Below are 18,564 nucleotides of genomic sequence, written 5' to 3' on the forward strand. Positions count from 1 at the left end.
TTCTTCGACAAGCTGACCGCCCGGGAGCAGTTGGAGACCTTCGCCGCGCTCTACGGCGTCTCGCGCGGCGACGCCGCCGACATGCTCGACGTGGTCGGGCTGGCCGACAAGGCCGACACCCGGGAGGACAAGCTCTCCGGTGGTCAGCGCCAGCGGTTGTCGATCGCCTGCGCGCTGGCCCACGACCCGGACATCGTGTTCCTCGACGAGCCCACGGCCGCGCTCGACCCGCAGTCGCGCCGCAACCTGTGGGACGTGCTGCGGGTGATCCAGCAGCGCGGCAAGACGATCGTGTACACGACCCACTACCTGGACGAGGCCGAGATCCTCTGCGACCGGGTCGCGATCATGGACCATGGCCGGGTCCTGGCGATGGACACACCCGCCGCACTCGTGCGCGGGCTGGACGCGCCCACCCACGTGACGCTCGCCGACGGCGCGCTGTCCGTCGAGACGGCCAGGGCGATCCCGGGCGTCGAGTCCGTCAACACCGACGGCGTCTCGCTGACCCTGTCCACCCGCACGCCCGCGCCGGTGCTCGCCGACCTGGCCGAGCGGGGCGCGCTGGACGGCCTCCAGGTCCGCACGGCCACCCTGGAGGACGTCTTCCTCCACCTGACCGGACGGGAGTACCGCGCATGACCGCCTCCTCTCGCCGCGGGGGGACGGCGTCGTCCTTCCGCAGCCTGTCCACGGCCATGTTCCGGGGCTTCGTCAGGGACAGGGCCGGCCTGTTCTTCGTGTTCCTGTTCCCGCTGATGTTCCTGGTCGTCTTCGGCCTGATCTTCGGCAAGGAGGGCGGGAGCCGGCCGAAGATCGCCGTGGTCGGCGACGGCCCCGTCGTGGTGGCGTTGGAGCAGAGCGGCGCCGTCGAGCTGGAGCGGCTCGGCGCGGCCGACGACGCCGTGCGCAAGGTGCGCGACGGCGACCTCCCGGCGGCCGTGCTGGCCAGGGGCGACACCGTCGAGCTGCGGTACGCCGCCAGCGACCAGGCGCAGGCCGGCCTGGTCCAGGGCATCGTCGGCGGGGTCGTGGACAAGGTGAACATCGCCGCGTCCGGGCAGCCGCCGAAGGTGCGGCTGGACAGCCAGCGGATCGAGGACTCCTCGCTGAAGCCGATCCAGTTCCTCACTCCTGGCATCCTGTCCTGGGCGGTGTCCACCTCCGCGATCTTCGGCTCCGCCGTGACGCTGGTGTCGTGGCGCAAGAAGCAGGTGCTGCGCCGGATCCGGCTCGCGCCCGTCCCGGTGTCCACCGTGCTGACCTCGCGGCTGCTCGTGAGCATGGGGATCGCGGTCGGCCAGGCCGCGCTGTTCGTCGGCGTCGCCTCGATCCCGCTGTTCGGGCTGTCGCTGTCCGGCCAGTGGTGGCTGGCGCTCCCGTTGATCCTGCTGGGCTCGCTCGCCTTCTTCGCGATCGGCATGCTCGCCGGCTCGTTCGCCAGGACCGAGGAGACGGCGACCGCGGCGGCCAACCTCGTCGTGCTGCCGATGGCCTTCCTGTCCGGCACGTTCTTCCCGATGCAGAACGCCCCCGGCTGGTTGCAGACGGTGTCCCAGGTGCTGCCCCTGCGGCACCTGACCGACGGCATGCTCGACGTGATGGTGCGGGGCAAGGGGATCGAGGCGCTCGCGGTGCCCGCTGCCGTGCTGGTCGGGTTCGCGGTCGTGGTGGGCGCGATCGCCTCGCGGCTGTTCCGGTGGGACGACGCCTGAGGCTGATCCGAGGGTGATCTGTACCGGCGGACCGGGGATATGTAGCCTACCTACGCACCCCCGGTCCGCCGGCGCGTGTCGGCCCCGCTCCCCGCGGCGGCCGGCCGGCGAGTGACCCGACCGGGGTTGGGACGAACCGCAGACCGTCACCGACCGGAGGGAATGCCGTGCTCTCGTCGCCCGCCGCCCGTTTCCGCGCCATCGCCGTCGCCGAGGCCCTGTCCTGGTGCGCGTTGCTCGTGGGCATGCTCTTCAAGTACGTCGTGGCCAGCAACCCGATCGGCGTCAAGATCTTCGGTCCCGTCCACGGCGTGCTCTTCGTGATCTACGTGATCGTGACGCTGCTGGTGCGGGACCCGCTGCGCTGGGACGGGAAGGCGACGGTGTGGGCGCTGGTCGCCAGCGTGCCGCCGTTCGGCACCGTGGTGTTCGAGCGGTGGGCCAGCCGCACGGGCCGGCTGACCGACCCGACCGGGAACGGCGAGGACGGCGAGGGCCCCGGCGGCGCGACCTCCTCGGCCGCCGCCGAGCCGGCGCGGAGCTGACGTCCACCGGTCCGGCCCGCCCGCCGCTCCGGCGCGTCGCGGCCGTCCCCGGGCGCGCCGGCTCAGGGAGCCTCGGGCGCGTCGTCGACGAAGTCGCCCGCGGCGCGCCGGACCCGGGCCAGCAGCTCGGTGAGCTGGTCGGTCTGCCGCTCGGTGAGGCCGGGCAGGCCGAAGTTGACCTCCATGACCGCCTCGGTGGCCCGCTTCATCAGGTCCCGGCCGGAGTCGGTGATCTCCACGAGCGTGGTGCGCCGGTCCGTCGGGTGCGGGAGCCGGCGCACCAGCCCGTCGCCCTCCAGCCGGTCCACGATGTTGGTGACGCTCGTGGGGTGGAGCTGCAACCGCTCGCCCATCACCCGCATCGGGAGGCTGCCGCGCTGGGAGAAGACCAGCAGCACCAGCGCCTCGTACCGGGCGAAGGTGAGGCCGAGGGGCCGCAGTACCTGGTCCACGGCGGACAGGACGATCTGCTGGACGCGCATGACGCTGGTGACGGCCGCCATGGTTCCGGCTGGCCCTCCGATGCGCTCGGACCAGAGCCGGGTCGCGCGGGCGATCGGGTCGAACGGCAGGGGGCGGTGGGCCGTCATGGCGTTCGACGCTACCAGCGGGTTCGCCGTCGGTTGGATCACCTCGGGTGTTGGGCGGGCCGCCGGTCGGCGACGATTCCGGAGTCCGGGCGGGAACGACACGGGAAGTACGAGGAGGAGAACGGCGTGCTGGTGGCTTTCAGCGTGAGCCCGCTGGGCGGCGGCGAGTCCGACGGTGTGAGCGAGGCGGTGGCCGACGCCGTCCGGGTGGTGCGCGAGTCCGGCCTGCCCAACGAGACCACGGCCATGTTCACCACGATCGAGGGTGAGAGCTGGGACGAGGTGATGGACGTGGTGCGCAGGGCCGTCGAGGCCGTGCAGGCCCACGCGCCCCGGGTGAGCCTCGTGCTCAAGGCGGACATCCGGCCCGGTCACACCGGGCAGTTGCGCGCCAAGGTGGAGCGGGTCGAGCAGCACCTGGCTCAGGACTGAGCGCGCGACCGCGCGGACTGCGTCGACCGCATCGACCGCATCGACCTCGCCGAACGGCCGCCTCCGGCATCGTGCCGGTGGCGGCCGTTCGGCGTTCGTGGCCCGCCTCCCCGGCGAAATGGTGTCCGCACGAGCCCGCACGTCCTGACACGGACACGTCCCACGCGCCAGGTGTGCCCGTCGACGCGGCCATGAAGGGGTGCGATTTCGCCAAAACACCGTTACCAGGGGGAACCCCTGATTTCACGATGGCAGGGGAGGGTGACAGTTCCTGGGCCGCCGCGTCGGGAGCCGGCGGAAACCGCCCGGGTTGGTGACGGGCGCCACACTGGCCGGTAGATACTAGGAAGTCCTACCATCGGGGTACCGATGGAGACCCAGCCGAGGGGGTAGTGATGCCCGTGCCTGGTTCCGACGAGCAGCGGGAGGCCGGCCCGCACGGCGGGCTCACCGGTCCCGAAGAGATCGAGGCCGGTCGCGAGCGGTGGCGTCAGCGCTACGAGGAGGCGCGCCGCAGGGGGCAGGTCAGGGACGCCGACTTCACCACCCTGTCCGGGGTGGAGGTCGACCCGGTCTACGGCCCCCGGCCCGGCGAGACGGTCGCTGGCTTCGAGCGGATCGGCTGGCCCGGCGAGTACCCGTTCACCAGGGGCCTGCACGCGACCGGGTACCGGGGCAAGGCGTGGACCATCCGGCAGTTCGCCGGGTTCGGCAACGCCGAGCAGACCAACGAGCGCTACAAGATGATCCTGTCGCGCGGCGGCGGCGGCCTGTCGGTCGCCTTCGACATGCCGACCCTCATGGGGCGCGACTCGGACGACCCCCGCTCGATCGGCGAGGTCGGCCACTGCGGCGTGGCGATCGACTCGGCGGCCGACATGGACGTGCTGTTCCGCGACATCCCGCTGGAGCAGGTCACCACGTCGATGACCATCTCCGGCCCCGCCGTCCCGGTCTTCTGCATGTACCTGGTGGCGGCCGAGCGGCAGGGCGCCGACGTCGGCAAGCTCAACGGCACGCTCCAGACCGACATCTTCAAGGAGTACATCGCGCAGAAGGAGTGGCTCTTCGCGCCGGAGCCGCACCTGCGGCTGATCGGCGACCTCATGGAGCACTGCGCGCACCACATCCCGGCCTACAAGCCGCTGAGCGTGTCGGGCTACCACATCAGGGAGGCCGGCGCGACGGCCGCGCAGGAGCTGGCCTTCACCCTCGCCGACGGCTTCGGCTACGTGGAGCTGGGCCTGTCGCGGGGGCTGGACGTCGACCGGTTCGCCCCCGGCCTGAGCTTCTTCTTCGACGCGCACGTCGACTTCTTCGAGGAGATCGCCAAGTTCCGCGCCGCCCGTCGCATCTGGGCGCGCTGGATGCGGGACGTCTACGGCGCCAAGACGGCCAAGGCGCAGTGGCTGCGCTTCCACACCCAGACCGCGGGCGTGTCCCTGACCGCGCAGCAGCCGGACAACAACATCGTCCGCACCGCCGTCGAGGCGCTGGCCGCCGTGCTCGGCGGCACCAACTCGTTGCACACCAACGCCCTCGACGAGGTGCTGGCGCTGCCCAGCGAGCGGGCCGCCCAGATCGCCCTGCGCACGCAGCAGGTGATCATGGAGGAGACCGGGGTGGCCAACGTGGCCGACCCGCTCGGCGGCTCCTGGTACGTCGAGGCGCTGACCGACCGGATCGAGGCCGACGCCGAGCGGATCTTCGACCGGATCAGGGACATGGCCAGGGCGGCCGTGCCCAGCGGCGAGCACCCGATCGGCGAGATGACCTCCGGCATCCTGCGGGGCATCGAGGACGGCTGGTTCACCGGCGAGATCGCCGACGCCGCGTTCGCCTACCAGCAGGCGCTGGAGAAGGGCGACAAGAAGATGGTCGGCGTCAACTGCCACGTCGACTCGCTGTCGGACGACCTGGAGATCCTCCGGGTCAGCCACGAGGTCGAGGTGGAGCAGCGCCGCCTGCTGGAGCGGCGCCGCGCCACCAGGGACCAGGCCGCGGTGGACCGCGCGCTGTCGGACATGGTCGAGGTGGCCAGGGGCGAGGGCAACCTCATCGAGCCGATGCTGGCGGCGGTCCGCGCCGAGGCGACGCTCGGCGAGATCTGCGACGCCCTGCGCGCCGAGTGGGGCGTGTACACCGAACCCGCCCGGTTCTGACCGTTCCGCCACCTCGCGTTCTCGGGCGACCGGCCGGCGTCGACGCCGGCCGGTCGCCCGTCGTCGTTCCGGCTCCGGTCCTCCGGCGGAACCGGGCGCCGCGCGACACGGCCGCGCGGGTTGGTGAGGGGACGGGCGGCCGTTGGTCACGCGGTCGTGCCAAGATGGAGGACGTGACGAGGCCGGATCCACGTCAGCAGTCCGCAGCAGCGCTGTCCGCCGCCTTCGCCGGCGCGGTCGACCTCTCGGCGGTGAAGGCGAGGGCCGAAGCCGCCAGGCAGGCGCCCGCCCCACCGGCGCCGGGCGGCGGGGCCGGCGCGCCCGCGCGGGGCTCCTTCGTGGTCGACGTGACCGAGGCGACCTTCCAGCAGGAGGTCGTCGAGCGCTCCATGCAGGTCCCGGTGGTGGTCGACCTCTGGGCCACCTGGTGCGGGCCGTGCAAGCAGCTCTCCCCGGTGCTGGAGCGGCTGGCCGAGCAGGGCGGGGGCGCCTGGGTGCTCGCCAAGATCGACGTCGACGCGAACCCGCGCATCGCCCAGCTCTTCCAGGTGCGCTCGGTCCCGACCGTGATGGCCATCGCCGGCGGCCAGCCGATCGACGGCTTCGCCGGCGCGCTGCCCGAGCCCCAGGTCCGCGACTGGATCAAGGCGTTGCTGGACGCGCTGCGCGACCAGATGCCGGGCATCCGCGCCGCCGAGCAGGCCGCGTCGGGCGCGGCCGAGCCCGCCGAGCAGCCGGAGGACCCGAGGTTCGTGGCGGCCGAGGAGGCGCTGGAGCGCGGCGACCTGGCCGCCGCCGAGGCCGCCTACCAGCGCATCCTGGACGCCGAGCCGGGCAACGAGGAGGCGAGGGCCGCGCTCGCGCAGGTCCGCTTCGAGGCCAGGGCCGCCGCGGCCGACCCGAGCGCGGTGGCGCGGGCCGACGCGAACCCGGACGACGTCGACGCCCAGTTGGCGGCGGCGGACGCCGAGATCGCCGGCCAGCGGGTGGAGCAGGCGTTCCAGCGCCTGGTCGCCGCGGTGAAGCGCACCTCGGGCGACGAGCGCAACCGCGTACGCCAGCACCTGGTCGACCTGTTCGAGCTGTTCCCCGCCGACGACCAGCGGGTGATCGCGGCGCGGCGGAACCTGGCCAGCGCGCTGTTCTGACGGCCCGCCGCCCGGGACGGCCCGGCCGGCGCGCCGGCGAGAGACGAGCCGGCGAGAGACGAAGGGTCCTCTTCGGACAGACAACTGTCCGAAGAGGACCCTTTCTCGTCCGTCGGCGTCAGGGGCGGGGAGCGGGGCGGCCAGCCCGGCCGCCCCGGCGTCCTCACATCCCCCGGAGTCCCCGCCTCCGCCGACGGCTCAGTTGAACTTCTCCGTGCACGGGCTGACGCCGTCCATGAACCCGACCCGCAGGGCCTCGACCCTGGCGAAGCCCGAGGGCACGCTCCTGCCGTCCACGTCCGCCGCGATCAGGCTGTGCTCGGACAGCAGCTCGGCCACGGCCTCGTCCAGGTCGCCGGGAGAGATCTTGGCTCCCGGCAACGGGTTCCGCTTGTTGACCGGGTGCTCCAGGAGCTGCCCAGCCCACGAGCCGACCATGCAGGCGGTCCGCAGGCCGGCCACGTCACCCTTCAGTTCCGCGCCGACCGCCTTCTGCACCGACATCACGTACCGCGACGCCACCTCGCCGTAGGCGGCGAAGTCGCCGATGCCGGTGCTCTGCCGGTCGCCCTTCTTCGGCGGGGTGCCGATCCTGGTCAGGTCGGCCATGTCGAGCGAGACCGTGTTGCTGCTGGGGCAGTACGCCGTCGGCTTGGTGGGCTTGGCGTCCGAGCAGGACCCGACCGAGTCCCGGAAGGACGGCGCCGCCGCCCCGGTGTCCCTGAACGCCTCGCCGAGGCTCTTCTTGATCGCTTCGAGGTTGGCCGCGTTGATCTCGATGTTGCCGCCGGTCTTCTGGTCGTCCTTCTTGATGAACGGCAGCTCGGTGATCCGGTTCTCGACCTCCTTGACCCCGATCCTGGCGCAGCGCGACGGCCCCTCGGCGAAGCCGTACTGGAAGCCGGTGATGCGGTCGAAGGCGGTGCCGTGCGCGCCCTGCTTGGCGAAGGAGGTGCCGACCTGGTCGCGGATGAAGAACAGCGAGGCGAGCACCTGGTTGAGGCCCTTGCCGGTGGAGATCTCGAAGTGCTTCGACCTCCCCTCCGCCACGTGCCGGAAGAAGGCGCCGGCGTAGCAGTCGGCTTGCTGCTCGGCCACGATGGACGGGGTGGAGCTCGTGATCTTCGCGTCGTCGGGGATCCCGGCGGACGTCCCCGCCGTGGCGAGCCGGTGCTGCACCGCGTGGCCCATCTCGTGGGCCAGCACGGTGACGACCGCCATGGGGCCGAACCGCTTGTTCAGCATCGGCAGCAGCTCGCCCCTGTCCCACGCGATGGCGTCGTCCAGCGGGCAGTAGAACGCGTTGACCTGTCCCTCGGTGCTGCTGCGGCAGATCTGCACGCCCCTGCCGTTGGAGTCGTAGGACAGCAGCCGGCTGACCGGCTTGAACTCGGTCTTGAAGTCGGTGCGGAAGCGCTCCTTCCAGTACTCCTGGACGTCGTTCACCGCGTTGACGGCGATCTTGTCCATCTCCCCGCCGTCGGCGTTGTCGACCGGCAGCGTGGAGTCGGCCGCGCCACGCTTCGGCCCGCTGGGCCCGTCGGTCACCGGCAGGCCGGCCACGGTGCCGGGGTCGATCGCCCCCAGCGCGCGGGGCTTCCCGGCCACCTTCTGCCCGGCGCATCCGCCGAGTGCCAGCGCGGCCACCACGGCGACCGCCGTGACCACCGCCCGGCCCGTCCGTCGGGATCGGGTCGACACCACCGCCATCCGAACGTCCCATCCTGATCGTGGAAGTGAGAAACCGGCGCATCCACCGAACCGGTGACGCGCCAGCACGAACTTAGTGGCCGGATGTCGCCCAGGTGCCCGACTTGCTCCAACTGGCGGCTTGGCCACGGCCGCGAAACCGAACACCCTTCAGCTTTACTCCCCGGTAACAACCGGGACGCCAGCGGGCGGCGCTCGGGCCGGGCGAGCTGGAAGGAGTCGACCATGGTGACTGCACGACAGGGTGGCCGCACCAGGTGGCTGCGGTTCGGCGCGGTGCTCGGCGGCGGCCTGGTCGCCAGTGGCGTCCTGGTCATGGGCATCTCGCAGGGCGCGCTGGCCGCGTCCTTCACGGTCTCCGGAACCAGCTTCAAGGCCTCGGCCGACAAGATGGTGGGCCAGGGCTACGCCCAGTACGGCAGCGTCGACCGGTCCGCGGACGGCAAGGCGCACGCGGTCGCCGTCAACGCGATCGGCAAGGCCAGCCTGGACAACTTCTGCCAGTCCGTGGTCACGCCGAACGTCCCCCTGCTCGGCGAGATCTCGCTGAACATCACCGCGGGGGGCGCCGGGGGCATGAAGGCGGAGAACCTGCTGCTCAACGCCGAGAGCCTGTCCGGAAGCCTGACCCTCAGCAACGCCGAGGTGGGCCGTGACGCGGCGACCCTCGACAAGGGCCCGGGCAAGGGGCAGGCGGGGACGTTCGGCTTACAGGCCGACACGGTCACGGTGACCGGTCTCAAGCAGACCGCGTGGAGCACCACCGCCTCGACGTTGCAGTTCAACGGGATGAACCTGGCCCTGCGGGCCGGCCGGCACGAGTGTTTCTGATCCTGGCCGCGCCCTCGCACGTCGTCCGGCCGACCGGTCGGACGACGTGCTCGGCCGACACGGGAGGAGACGGCGATGGTCGCCGAGGAACCATCTGTGGGCTCGGGGGTGGGGGCCGGAGCTCCCCCGCCCCGGCCACCCGCGCGCGCCGGGACCTCCGGTCCGGCTCCGAACGCCGGGGGAACGCCCCGCCCCGGCGACCGGTGGTCACCCGAGGGCCCAATCGCCCGGGATGACGGAGGCTCGTCCCCACCAACATCCGGGACCGGGTCCCATGCCACCTGGGTGGCGCCGGGCGCCGTCGGCGAGGACCCCCTCGGGCCGCCCACCGCCGTGATCGGCGCGACCGCGGTGTCCCCCGGGGGCGGCGGCGACCACGCGCGCACCCGGGTCCTGCCCCAGCCCGGGGCGGCGGCGCCACCCGCCGGGTCCAGGTCGGCCCCCGCCCGGCTCGCCCAGGGGTGGCGCGCCTTCCGGACCTGGCGCCGGGGCCGGCCGTTCTGGGCCGGGTTGTTCCTGGGGCTGTCCGGCGTCGTGATCCTGGTCCCGCCCTACGCCACCCTCCGCATCGGCGACCTGACGCTGGCGATCCGCACCATCGGCGGGGTCTCCTCGCTGGTGATCGGCGTCCTGCTGATCACCGTCGGGCTCTCGCTGTGGGTGCGCCCCCAGTTCCGGCTGGTGGCGGGCGTCGCGGCGATGTTGCTCGCGCTGGTCTCCCTGGTGACCGCGAACCTGGGCGGCTTCGTGGTGGGAGCGGTGCTGGGCGTGGTCGGCGCGGCGCTGGCGGTGTCGTGGACCGACCAGGCCGGGCAGGCACGACCTCGGAAGCGGCGGCGCTCCGAGGGGCGGAAGGACCGGGGACGAGCGGTGGACGACGGCGAGACCGCGGTGTCGGCCACGGCGACGACCACCGGGGCCGGGGCCCCGACAGCGCCGACCACCGAAGAGATGATCACGCGTGAGGTCGTCGACGCGGCCGAGCGCTCCGCCGCACCCGGTGAGTCCGACGCGTCAAGCGAGTCCGCCACGTCAAGCGAGTCCGCCGCGCCCGGCCAACCGACCGTGCCTGGCGAGTCCGGCGCGCGGCGAGCGCCCGACGAGCGGCCGTCTCCCGGACCCCGTCTGCCCCCGTCGGCGCTGGTCGTGGGCCTGCTCGCGGCGGCAGCGGTCGCCGTGCTGATCGCCTCCGCGCCCGGGAGCGTCGCCGTCGCCGGTGGGCGTCCTCCCGCCACCGCCACCACGACCCCGTCACCGACGCCGGCGGCCACGACCGCCCCCACCACACCCACGTCCGGCACACCCACGTCCGGCGCGCCCCAACCCGGCCCGACCGCGACCAGTGGCGCGCCGGGGACGTCCCCGGGGGCGCCGCCCAGCTCACCGTCCTCCTCGCCAGGCGCGTCGCAGAGCGGCTCGGCGTCGGGAACCCCGACGCCGAGCACGCCGAGCACGAGCACCAGCCCGCCACCGACGGTGCAGGCGGGACCCGGCCTGGCCGCGACCAAACCGTTCACGCTGACCGGGTCGCGGATGACGTTGTCCGGCCTGAGCTTCGACGGGATCACCGACGTGCCCATCCGCGGCGGGACCAAACGCGCCCTGGCGTTCCGGGTCACCGGGGTCGACATCACCGACATGGTGATGACCTCGGACGTGGGGGAGGGGCGGACGATGACCGTGCGGGCCGGCCCCGGCACCGTCACGACGATCCGGGGGTCCTCCGTCGTCCTGCACACCGAACGGCTGGTCGGCAAGCTCGACATCCTGGGGATCCCGATCCCGGTGGACTTCAGCCCGGACAGCCCCCCGCCCCTCACGTTGCCGCTCCTGTTCTTCCGGGACGTCACCGTGACCAACGCGCAGCAGCTCGGCGGGACGTTGAGCATCCCGGGGGCGGTGATCAGCCTCTCCTGACCCTGCCCCTGACCCTGACCGCTCAGCCGAAGCCGCAGGCGGCGGGGCCGCCGAGCGCGCCGTTGCGGAACGCCTCCACCCGGTCGAACCCGGAGTGGACCGCCTCGCCCGCCACGTCGCGCGCGCCGTAGTCGTACCCGAGCAGCACCTGGACCGCCTCGTCCAGGTCGCCCGGTGACAGGCCGAACCCCTCCCGCCGGCCGAACACCGTGCCGGTGTACGCGCCGGCCAGGCACAACGCCGTCTTGGTCGCGGCCTCGCCCCGCACCGGCCGGCCCAGCGCCGACTGGGCCGCCAGCCCGTACCGCGTGGCCACGAGCGTCCCGGTCGCGTAGTCGCCGATCCGCGTGTGCAGCCGCGACACCTCGTCGGCGCCGTCCAGCTCGATCCGGCCGGTGGCGGGGCAGAACGCCACCGGCCCCTGGTCGCGGCCCTCGCACTCGGGGTGGGGCACGTCCACGCGCACGGTCGGCCGCCGCCACGAACCGCCGCGCTGGGTGACCAGGGCGTTGAAGTAGTTGTCGAGGTCGGCGGTGACCGAGCCGATCATGCGGTCAAACTCCATGTTCCCGCCGCTGGCCCGGTCGTCGAAGCTGGTGAACGTGGTCTGGGTGAACTTCCGGTTGTCCACGCTCATTCCCGAGCACAGCTTCGGCCCCTGCTGGAAGCCGTCCTGGAACGCCGAGACCCGGTCGAAGGCGTTGCCGTGGGCGCTGCGGTCGGTCTTGGCCGTGCCGACCGGGTCCCGGAAGCTGACCAGCGCGCCGAGCGCCGAGTCGAGCTGCCCGCCGTTGATCCGCAGGTGCGGGGCCCTGCCGTCGGCGACCCACCGGACGAACGCGCCGGCGTAGCAGTCGGCCATCGCCTCGGTCAGGATCGTGGGGTACCGGCTGGGCTGCTGCCGTTGCTCGGCGACGCCGACCCCGGCCCTGTGGTGCACGGCGTGGCCGATCTCGTGCGCCAGCACGATCACCACGGCCGCGTCCCCGTACTTCTCCCGCAGGACGGGCAACAGGGCGGAGCGGTCCCACGCGATCGCGTCGGCGCTGGGGCAGTAGAACGCGTTGCCCTCCACGTCGCTGGCCTTCTCCGTGCACGGCGCCGGCTTGGCCGACCTGCTGGAGCTGTCGACCGAGTAGAACCCGCCCTTCAGGTCCTGCCAGGCGCGGCCGAAGGTCGGCTCGAAGGTCTGCCGCCAGTAGTCCTGGACGTCGGTGACGGTGGCCGCGGCCAGCCGGTCGGTCAGCCCGCCGTCGGTGCCGCGCACGAACGACGGGTCGACCCCGCTCCTGGTCACGCTCTCCGCCGCGCTCGGCACGCCGGGGACCGGCACCGAGCAGGCCCCGAGCAGGGTGGCGAGGAGCGACACCACGGCGGCGGTCCCCACCCCCCACCGCCTCCGGCGCCGTTCCCCAGCCTGTCGCACCCGGTCATTGTGCCGGGCAGGGGTTGAGATCCCCGTCGGTTCCGACGAGGCCGTCCCCGCCGTGCCCGCCGTAGGTGTACTGACCACTGAGAGTGCGAACGGGCTGACGCGTCATCGGATGATCGTGGAATGAGGGAGGGATTCCGGGTTCGGTGTGGACCGCGACGTCGACACCGACCAACGCAAGCCCCTCGTGACCCACGCTCACACACCACTGACTCCGCTGGGCAGGCTGCGCTTGGCCCGGTGTGTCGTGGACGAGGGCTGGCCGCTGCGGCTGGCCGCGGAGTCCAAATCTGGAGTCAGCACGGCGAAACGCTGGGCCGACCGCTGCCGCGTCCAGGGCGTGTCGGGTGTGGCCGTCTGATCATCGCCTCCGCACCAGTCCCGGGCGCACCCCGACCCGCATCGAGCGGCGGATCATCACGGTCCGCCTGGCACGGCGGTGGGGGCCGGCCCGGATCGCGTTCCTGCTGCGCATGGCGCCCTCGACAGCGCATCGGGTGCTGACCCGGTTCGGCCTGGCCCGGCTGACCCACCTCGACCGAGCCACCGCGCAACCGGTGCGCCGTTACCAACGCGCGCCCACCGGGTGAGAAGAAGGAGAGCGCGGTCTCGAACGCTTCAACCGCACCCTGCTCGACGAATGGGCCTACGCCCGTCCCTGCCGATCCGAGACCGAACGACGAGCCGAGCTGCCGCGGTGGCTGCCACCGACCATCACCACCGCGGCCACACCGCACTCGCAGGCGAACACCCGCCAGCCGCGTTCCCCACCTCTCAGGTCAGTACACCTAGTCCTGCCCGTCGGGAACGAGCCACAGGACCCCGAGCGGCGGGACGTCGACGACCGCCGAGGCCGGCCGGCCCAGGTGGGGCTCGGCCGTGGCGGTGACCAGCTTGCCGTTGCCGACCCCGGAGCCGCCGAAGTCCGGCTCGTCGGTGTTGAGCAGCTCCCGCCACCGGCCGGCCAGGGGCAACGCGAGCCGGTGCTCGTGGTGCGGGATGCCGGCGAAGTTGACCACGCAGACCAGCAGGGACCCGTCGTCGCCCCGGCGGAGGAAGCTGAGCAGGTTGCGGGCGGCGTCACCCCCGTCGATCCACTCGAAGCCCTCGGGGCTGGTGTCGAGGGTGTACAGCGCGGGGTGCTCGCGGTAGAGCGAGTTCAGCACGCCGACCAGGCGCTGGATGCCCCGGTGGTAGTTCATGCCGCCGTGCTCGTCGAGCAGGTGCCACGCCAGCGACGTGGCGGCCGACCACTCCCACGGCTGGCCGAACTCCCCGCCCATGAACAGCAGTTGCTTGCCGGGATGGGCCCACATGTAGGCGAGCAGCGCCCGCACGCCGGCGGCCTTGTTCCAGGCGTCGCCGGGCATCCGCTCCCACAGCGAGCCCTTGCCGTGCACGACCTCGTCGTGGGACAGCGGCAGGATGTAGTTCTCGCTCCACGCATAGAGCATCGAGAACGTGATCTCGTTGTGGTGGTAGGAGCGGTGCACGGGATCCCGGCGCAGGTACTCCAGGGTGTCGTGCATCCAGCCCATGTTCCACTTGAAGCCGAAGCCCAGCCCGTCCTCGTCCGTGCGGCGGGTGACGCCGGTCCACGCGGTCGACTCCTCGGCGACCATCATGATCCCCGGGTGCCGCCGGTAGGCGGTGGCGTTGAGTTCCCGCAGGAAGGCGATGGCCTCCAGGTCCTCCCGGCCGCCGTGCGGGTTGGGCACCCACTCGCCCTCCTCGCGGGAGTAGTCGAGGTAGAGCATCGACGCCACGGCGTCCACCCGCAGGCCGTCGAGGTGGAACTCGTCGAGCCAGTACAGCGCGCTGGCGATCAGGAAGTTGCGGACCTCGGTGCGGCCGAGGTTGAACACCAGCGTGCCCCAGTCCGGGTGCTCCCCCCGCCGGGGGTCGGCGTGCTCGTAGAGCGGCGTGCCGTCGAAGCGGGCCAGGGCCCACTCGTCCCTCGGGAAGTGCGCCGGCACCCAGTCCAGCAGCACCCCGATGCCGCGCTGGTGCAGGTGGTCCACGAAGTAGCGGAAGTCGTCAGGGGTGCCGTAGCGCGCGGTCGGCGCGTAGTAGGAGGTCACCTGGTAGCCCCACGAGCCGCCGAACGGGTGCTCGGCCACCGGGAGCAGCTCCACGTGGGTGAAGCCCATGCGGTCGACGTAGTCGGCCAGCTCGTGGGCGATCTCGCGGTAGCCCGTGCCCTGCCGCCACGAGCCGAGGTGCACCTCGTAGATGCTCACCGGCTCCCGCCACCACTGGGCCGAGGCCCGGCGCGTCATCCAGTCGTCGTCGTGCCACACGTGGCCGGAGGTGGTGACCACCGAGGCGGTGGCGGGTGGCAGCTCGGCGGCGAACGCCATCGGATCGGACCGCTCGTGCCAGTGGCCGTCCGGGCCGAGCACGCGGAACTTGTACCGGGTGCCCACGGGCAGGTCGGGCACGAACAGCTCCCAGATCCCGGAGGAGCCGAGGGAGCGCAGCGGGAAGGCCCTGCCGTCCCAGAAGTCGAAGTCGCCGCAGAGCCGGACGCCGCGCGCGTTGGGCGCCCACACCGCGAAGGCGACGCCGGACACCGTGCCGTGCTCCGTCTCGTACGCCCGCTCGTGCGCGCCCAACGCCTCCCACAGCCGCTCGTGCCGTCCCTCGGCGATCAGGTGCAGGTCGAGGTCGCCGAGCGTGGGCAGCCACCGGTAGGGGTCGTCGACGGTCTCGACGTGCTCCCCGTAGCGGATCTCCAGCCGGTAGTCGCCGGGTGGCGCCGGCACCACCCCGGAGAACAGGCCGGCCTCGTCCACCAGGGGGAGCGGGCACCGCCGCTCCGGCTCGTCCCCGCCGCCGGGCAGCACGACCGTCACCGCGTCGGCGTGCGGTCGGAACACGCGGACCACCATCCCGTCGGGGTGCGGGTGCGCGCCCAGGACCGAGTGGGGGTCGTGGTGGGAGCCGGAGACCAGCCGGTCCACCGACTCCCCGTCGGGCGGGCAGGTGTCCACGGTGTCCAGAACCGACTTCATCGATCACCTCGACGGGGGTGCACGGAGACGATGTGGGCGACGCGGTGGGGGTGCAGCCGGACGTAGTTGCGCGCGCCCCAGTCGAACAGCTCCCCGCTGACCTCGTCGTGGGCGTCGAACCGCTCGTCCCACCCCAGCCCGAGCGCGGGCATGTCCAGGGACAGCGTCGCCTCCTGCGGCCGGTGCGGGTCGAGGGTCACCACGCAGACCACCGTGTCGCCGCTGACCGGGTCGCGCTTGGAGTAGGCGATCAACGCGTCGTTGTCGACGTGGTGGAAGCGCAGCGTCCGGAGCCGCTGGAGGGCGGGGTGGTCTCTCCTGATCTCGTTGAGCCGGGTCAGCCACGGCTGCAACGACCGGCCCTCGGCCAGCGCCCCGGCGAAGTCCCTCGGCCGCAGCTCGTACTTCTCCGAGTCCAGGTACTCCTCGCTGCCCGGCTCGCGGGGAACGTGCTCGTACAGCTCGAAACCCGAGTACACGCCCCAGCTCGGGCCGAGGGTCGCGGCGAGGGCGGCGCGCAGCGCGAACATCGCGGGCACCCCGGTCTGCAACGAGGCGTGCAGGATGTCGGGGGTGTTGACGAACAGGTTCGGGCGGGACTCGTCGGCGTGCCGGACCAGTTCCTCGCCGAACTCGGTCAGCTCCGCCTTGCTGGTGCGCCAGGTGAAGTACGTGTAGTTCTGGTGGAAGCCCAGCCGGGCCAGCCCGTAGAGCCGGGCGGGCCGGGTGAACGCCTCGGACAGGAAGACGACGTCGGGGTCGGTCCGCCTGACCTCGGCCAGCAGCCACTCCCAGAAGTCCGCCGGCTTGGTGTGCGGGTTGTCCACCCGGAAGATCCGCACCCCGTGGTCCATCCAGTGCCGGACCACGCGCAGGATCTCGCGGCGCAGCCGCTCGGGGTCGTTGTCGAAGTTCAGCGGGTAGATGTCCTGGTACTTCTTGGGCGGGTTCTCCGCGTAGGCGATCGTCCCGTCGGGACGGCGGCCGAACCACTCCGGGTGCTCCTGCACCCACGGGTGGTCGGGCGCGCACTGCAACGCCAGGTCCAGCGCGACCTCCATGCCCAGCTCGTGCGCCCGCTCGACGAAACCCTTGAAGTCGGCCAGTGTGCCGAGGTCAGGGTGCACCGCGTCGTGCCCGCCGTCGTGCGAGCCGACCGCCCACGGGGACCCGACGTCGTCGGGCGAGGCGACCAGGGAGTTGTTGCGCCCCTTGCGGTTCACCCGCCCGATGGGGTGGATCGGCGGGAGGTAGACGACGTCGAAGCCCATCGCGGCGACGCGCTCCAGTTCCCGGGCCGCCGTCTGGAACGTGCCGTGCACCGGCTCGCCCCTGGCGTCCCAGCCGCCGGTGGAGCGGGGGAACATCTCGTACCAGGCGCCGACGGCGGCGCGCGGCCGGTCGACCCACACCGGGTGCGGCCGCCCGCGGGTGAGCAGCTCACGCACCGGGTGGTCGTGCATGATCCGGAGGATCTCGGGGGACAGCGCCGGACCGACCCGTTCCGGCAGCGGGCGGCGCGCGTCGCGCAGCGCGGCGGCGGCCCCGGCCAACGCCGCCCGGTCGCGGCGGCGGTCGGGCCGGCGGGCGACCCGGTCCAGCAGGCGGGCGCCGGCCTCCAGGTCGTTGGCCAGCTCGGCGGCGTCCTGCCCCGCGCGCAGCCGCGCCTCCACCGCGTGGACCCAGCTCGCCCAGGGATCGCTCCACGCGTCCACCCGGAAGGTCCACGGGCCCAGCCGGTCGGGCAGGACCATCGCGACCCAGCGGTCGCATCCCTCACCGTCCGGAACCATGCGCACCTGACGGCCCACCCGGTCGCCTGGCCCGCGCCACACCACCGTGGCGGCCATCGCCTCGTGGCCCTCCCGCCACACCGTCGCCCGGATCGGGAGCTGCTCGCCGAGCACCGCCTTGGCGGGGCGCCGACCGCAGGAGATCACCGGGGAGACGTCGTCGATGCTCAGCCGGCCGCTCACCGGTCCGCCTTCCGTCATCCGACGTGCTCGAACGGTGCCCAGTCTGCCGTCTCGCCCTGGCCACTGCCGGGTGACCCCGGGGCGGTCCGCGCATCTTGCGCCCGGTCGGGGACGGATATCCCCCGGGCGGTGGGACCGGTCGCGCGACCCCCGTCGATCACGGCCGTGTCGGCCCGCCGACGTGCCCGGCGCGGGGCCGGTTTCCGTGACCGGAGCGGGGTTCGGGGCGCGGCGCGACGGTGCCGCCGCTCGGGGGAGCCCGGGGGTCACCTGGCGGGATGACGACGGAGGCACCGACGGTCATTCGCTCCAAAGTGGAGTGGTGGCGCCGGCCGCGCCGGCCGATCATCAGGGACCGAGGCCCTCACCGGCCTCGCCCCGCCCGACGCTCCCGTCATTCCCGCCCGCTCCCGACCGGCCAGGGGGACACCGTGGTCCGAACGATCGTCGCGGCGCTCGGCGCCGCCCTGTCACTGTCCCTGGTGCCCGCGTCCGCGGTCGCGGACCCGGCCGTCGACCCGGGCACGCGCGCGGCCGCCGCCCCAGCTGCCACCTCCGCGGACCCGGTCGCCCTGGTGGGCGCGCGGTCCGTCGTCGAGGTCTCGACCGGCGACGCGCGCGTCTCGCGGGGCTCGCGCCGCGAGGCCCGGCGCGACCTCATGGCGGCCCGCGCCGCCTCGGCCCGGTTCCGCGACCTCAAGGTCGCGCTCGACGAGGGCTACGTGCCCATGGGCCAGAGCTGCGTCAGCTCGCCGGAGGGCGGCATGGGCCGGCACTACATCCGGCGCGAGCTGGTCGGCCGGCTCGAACCGGTGCTGCCGACGATCCTGGTCTACGACGTCGACCCGGAGAGCGGAGAGACCAGGGACCTCGTGGCGCTGGAGTGGGTGAAGTGGGACGACGACCAGGACGTCTCCACCGACGACGACCGGCCGACAATGTTCGGGGTGCCCTTCGACGGCCCCTTCGAGCGGGTCGAGGACATGCCCGTGCGCTACGACCTGCACGCCTGGGTGTGGAAGGAGAACCCGAGCGGGGTGTTCGCGAGGTGGAACCCGACGGTGAGGTGTTGATGCGCCTCGCTGGCCCGTT

Annotated in this window: 14 protein-coding genes and 1 pseudogene; 10 read left to right on the forward strand and 5 right to left on the reverse strand. The window is 72.9% G+C overall.

The genetic code is table 11. The features are described from left to right. The 3 genes from LX15_RS17895 to LX15_RS17905 all read left to right on the forward strand — a co-directional run. A partial coding sequence (locus LX15_RS17895) for an ABC transporter ATP-binding protein (protein WP_253670758.1) occupies positions 1-642 on the forward strand: 642 nt, incomplete at its 5' end. After that, positions 639-1,715 (forward strand): ABC transporter permease, encoded by a 1,077-nt coding sequence (locus LX15_RS17900; RefSeq protein ID WP_253670759.1) that lies wholly within the window; start codon positions 639-641, stop codon positions 1,713-1,715. The genes LX15_RS17895 and LX15_RS17900, both read left to right, overlap by 4 nt. A gap of 167 nt (positions 1,716-1,882) precedes the next feature. Beyond that, the gene (locus tag LX15_RS17905) at positions 1,883-2,260 is read left to right on the forward strand and encodes a DUF3817 domain-containing protein (RefSeq protein WP_253670760.1); all 378 of its coding nucleotides are present in this window, start codon (positions 1,883-1,885) and stop codon (positions 2,258-2,260) included. 62 nt (positions 2,261-2,322) lie between these two features. Here the strand turns inward: LX15_RS17905 and LX15_RS17910 are convergent, their stop codons facing one another. Further along, positions 2,323-2,850: a MarR family winged helix-turn-helix transcriptional regulator gene (locus LX15_RS17910; RefSeq protein WP_253670761.1), complete on the reverse strand. Its 528-nt coding sequence runs from the start codon at positions 2,848-2,850 to the stop codon at positions 2,323-2,325. A gap of 126 nt (positions 2,851-2,976) precedes the next feature. Between LX15_RS17910 and LX15_RS17915 the strand changes: the two genes are divergently transcribed. The 3 genes from LX15_RS17915 to LX15_RS17925 all read left to right on the forward strand — a co-directional run bounded on the left by LX15_RS17915 (position 2,977) and on the right by LX15_RS17925 (position 6,592). Beyond that, on the forward strand, positions 2,977-3,282 hold the full coding sequence (locus tag LX15_RS17915) for an MTH1187 family thiamine-binding protein (RefSeq protein WP_253670762.1): 306 nt from the start codon (positions 2,977-2,979) through the stop codon (positions 3,280-3,282). Positions 3,283-3,677: 395 nt separating this feature from the next. After that, a complete protein-coding gene (icmA, locus tag LX15_RS17920) occupies positions 3,678-5,444 on the forward strand; it encodes a coenzyme B12-dependent isobutyryl-CoA mutase large subunit (protein ID WP_253670763.1) in 1,767 nt (588 codons plus the stop codon). A 164-nt stretch (positions 5,445-5,608) separates the two neighbouring features. Further along, the gene (locus tag LX15_RS17925; RefSeq protein ID WP_253670764.1) at positions 5,609-6,592 is read left to right on the forward strand and encodes a tetratricopeptide repeat protein; all 984 of its coding nucleotides are present in this window, start codon (positions 5,609-5,611) and stop codon (positions 6,590-6,592) included. Between the two features lie 198 nt (positions 6,593-6,790). Here LX15_RS17925 and LX15_RS17930 read toward each other — a convergent pair whose 3' ends face one another. Further along, positions 6,791-8,302 carry a neutral zinc metallopeptidase gene (locus LX15_RS17930; RefSeq protein ID WP_253670765.1) on the reverse strand — a complete coding sequence of 504 codons (1,512 nt, stop codon included), beginning with the start codon at positions 8,300-8,302 and terminating at the stop codon, positions 6,791-6,793. 225 nt (positions 8,303-8,527) lie between these two features. On the opposite strand from LX15_RS17930, the gene LX15_RS17935 reads away from it, so the two are divergent. Further along, positions 8,528-9,133 (forward strand): DUF6230 family protein, encoded by a 606-nt coding sequence (locus LX15_RS17935; protein ID WP_253670766.1) that lies wholly within the window; start codon positions 8,528-8,530, stop codon positions 9,131-9,133. Between the two features lie 285 nt (positions 9,134-9,418). Continuing rightward, positions 9,419-11,050 (forward strand): DUF6114 domain-containing protein, encoded by a 1,632-nt coding sequence (locus LX15_RS17940; protein WP_253670767.1) that lies wholly within the window; start codon positions 9,419-9,421, stop codon positions 11,048-11,050. 22 nt (positions 11,051-11,072) lie between these two features. Here LX15_RS17940 and LX15_RS17945 read toward each other — a convergent pair whose 3' ends face one another. Beyond that, positions 11,073-12,437, reverse strand: a complete 1,365-nt coding sequence (locus tag LX15_RS17945) for a neutral zinc metallopeptidase (protein WP_253670768.1) — start codon at positions 12,435-12,437, stop codon at positions 11,073-11,075. A gap of 232 nt (positions 12,438-12,669) precedes the next feature. Here LX15_RS17945 and LX15_RS17950 point away from each other — a divergent pair. Beyond that, positions 12,670-13,274 (forward strand): annotated as a pseudogene (locus tag LX15_RS17950) (leucine zipper domain-containing protein). On the opposite strand, the gene glgB reads toward LX15_RS17950, so the two are convergent. Further along, positions 13,271-15,496 carry a 1,4-alpha-glucan branching protein GlgB gene (gene glgB, locus LX15_RS17955; RefSeq protein ID WP_253670769.1) on the reverse strand — a complete coding sequence of 742 codons (2,226 nt, stop codon included), beginning with the start codon at positions 15,494-15,496 and terminating at the stop codon, positions 13,271-13,273. The pseudogene LX15_RS17950 and the gene glgB sit on opposite strands and share 4 nt — an antisense overlap. Next, positions 15,493-17,472 carry a maltotransferase domain-containing protein gene (locus tag LX15_RS17960; RefSeq protein WP_253670770.1) on the reverse strand — a complete coding sequence of 660 codons (1,980 nt, stop codon included), beginning with the start codon at positions 17,470-17,472 and terminating at the stop codon, positions 15,493-15,495. Before LX15_RS17960 ends, glgB begins: the two co-directional genes overlap by 4 nt. A 431-nt stretch (positions 17,473-17,903) precedes the next feature. On the opposite strand from LX15_RS17960, the gene LX15_RS17965 reads away from it, so the two are divergent. Beyond that, positions 17,904-18,545: a hypothetical protein gene (locus LX15_RS17965; protein WP_253670771.1), complete on the forward strand. Its 642-nt coding sequence runs from the start codon at positions 17,904-17,906 to the stop codon at positions 18,543-18,545. The last annotated feature ends 19 nt before the right edge of the window (positions 18,546-18,564 follow it).

This window comes from Streptoalloteichus tenebrarius (assembly GCF_024171885.1).
GTDB lineage: Bacteria > Actinomycetota > Actinomycetes > Mycobacteriales > Pseudonocardiaceae > Streptoalloteichus > Streptoalloteichus tenebrarius.

Excerpts from the sequence above, each read along its gene's own strand:
- LX15_RS17900 (WP_253670759.1), top strand. The coding sequence starts at position 639 with ATGACCGCCTCCTCTCGCCGCGGGGGGACGGCGTCGTCCTTCCGCAGC.
- LX15_RS17910 (WP_253670761.1), bottom strand. The coding sequence starts at position 2,850 with ATGACGGCCCACCGCCCCCTGCCGTTCGACCCGATCGCCCGCGCGACC.
- icmA (WP_253670763.1), top strand. The coding sequence starts at position 3,678 with ATGCCCGTGCCTGGTTCCGACGAGCAGCGGGAGGCCGGCCCGCACGGC.
- LX15_RS17925 (WP_253670764.1), top strand. The coding sequence starts at position 5,609 with ATGGAGGACGTGACGAGGCCGGATCCACGTCAGCAGTCCGCAGCAGCG.
- LX15_RS17930 (WP_253670765.1), bottom strand. The coding sequence starts at position 8,302 with ATGGCGGTGGTGTCGACCCGATCCCGACGGACGGGCCGGGCGGTGGTC.
- LX15_RS17935 (WP_253670766.1), top strand. The coding sequence starts at position 8,528 with ATGGTGACTGCACGACAGGGTGGCCGCACCAGGTGGCTGCGGTTCGGC.
- glgB (WP_253670769.1), bottom strand. The coding sequence starts at position 15,496 with ATGAAGTCGGTTCTGGACACCGTGGACACCTGCCCGCCCGACGGGGAG.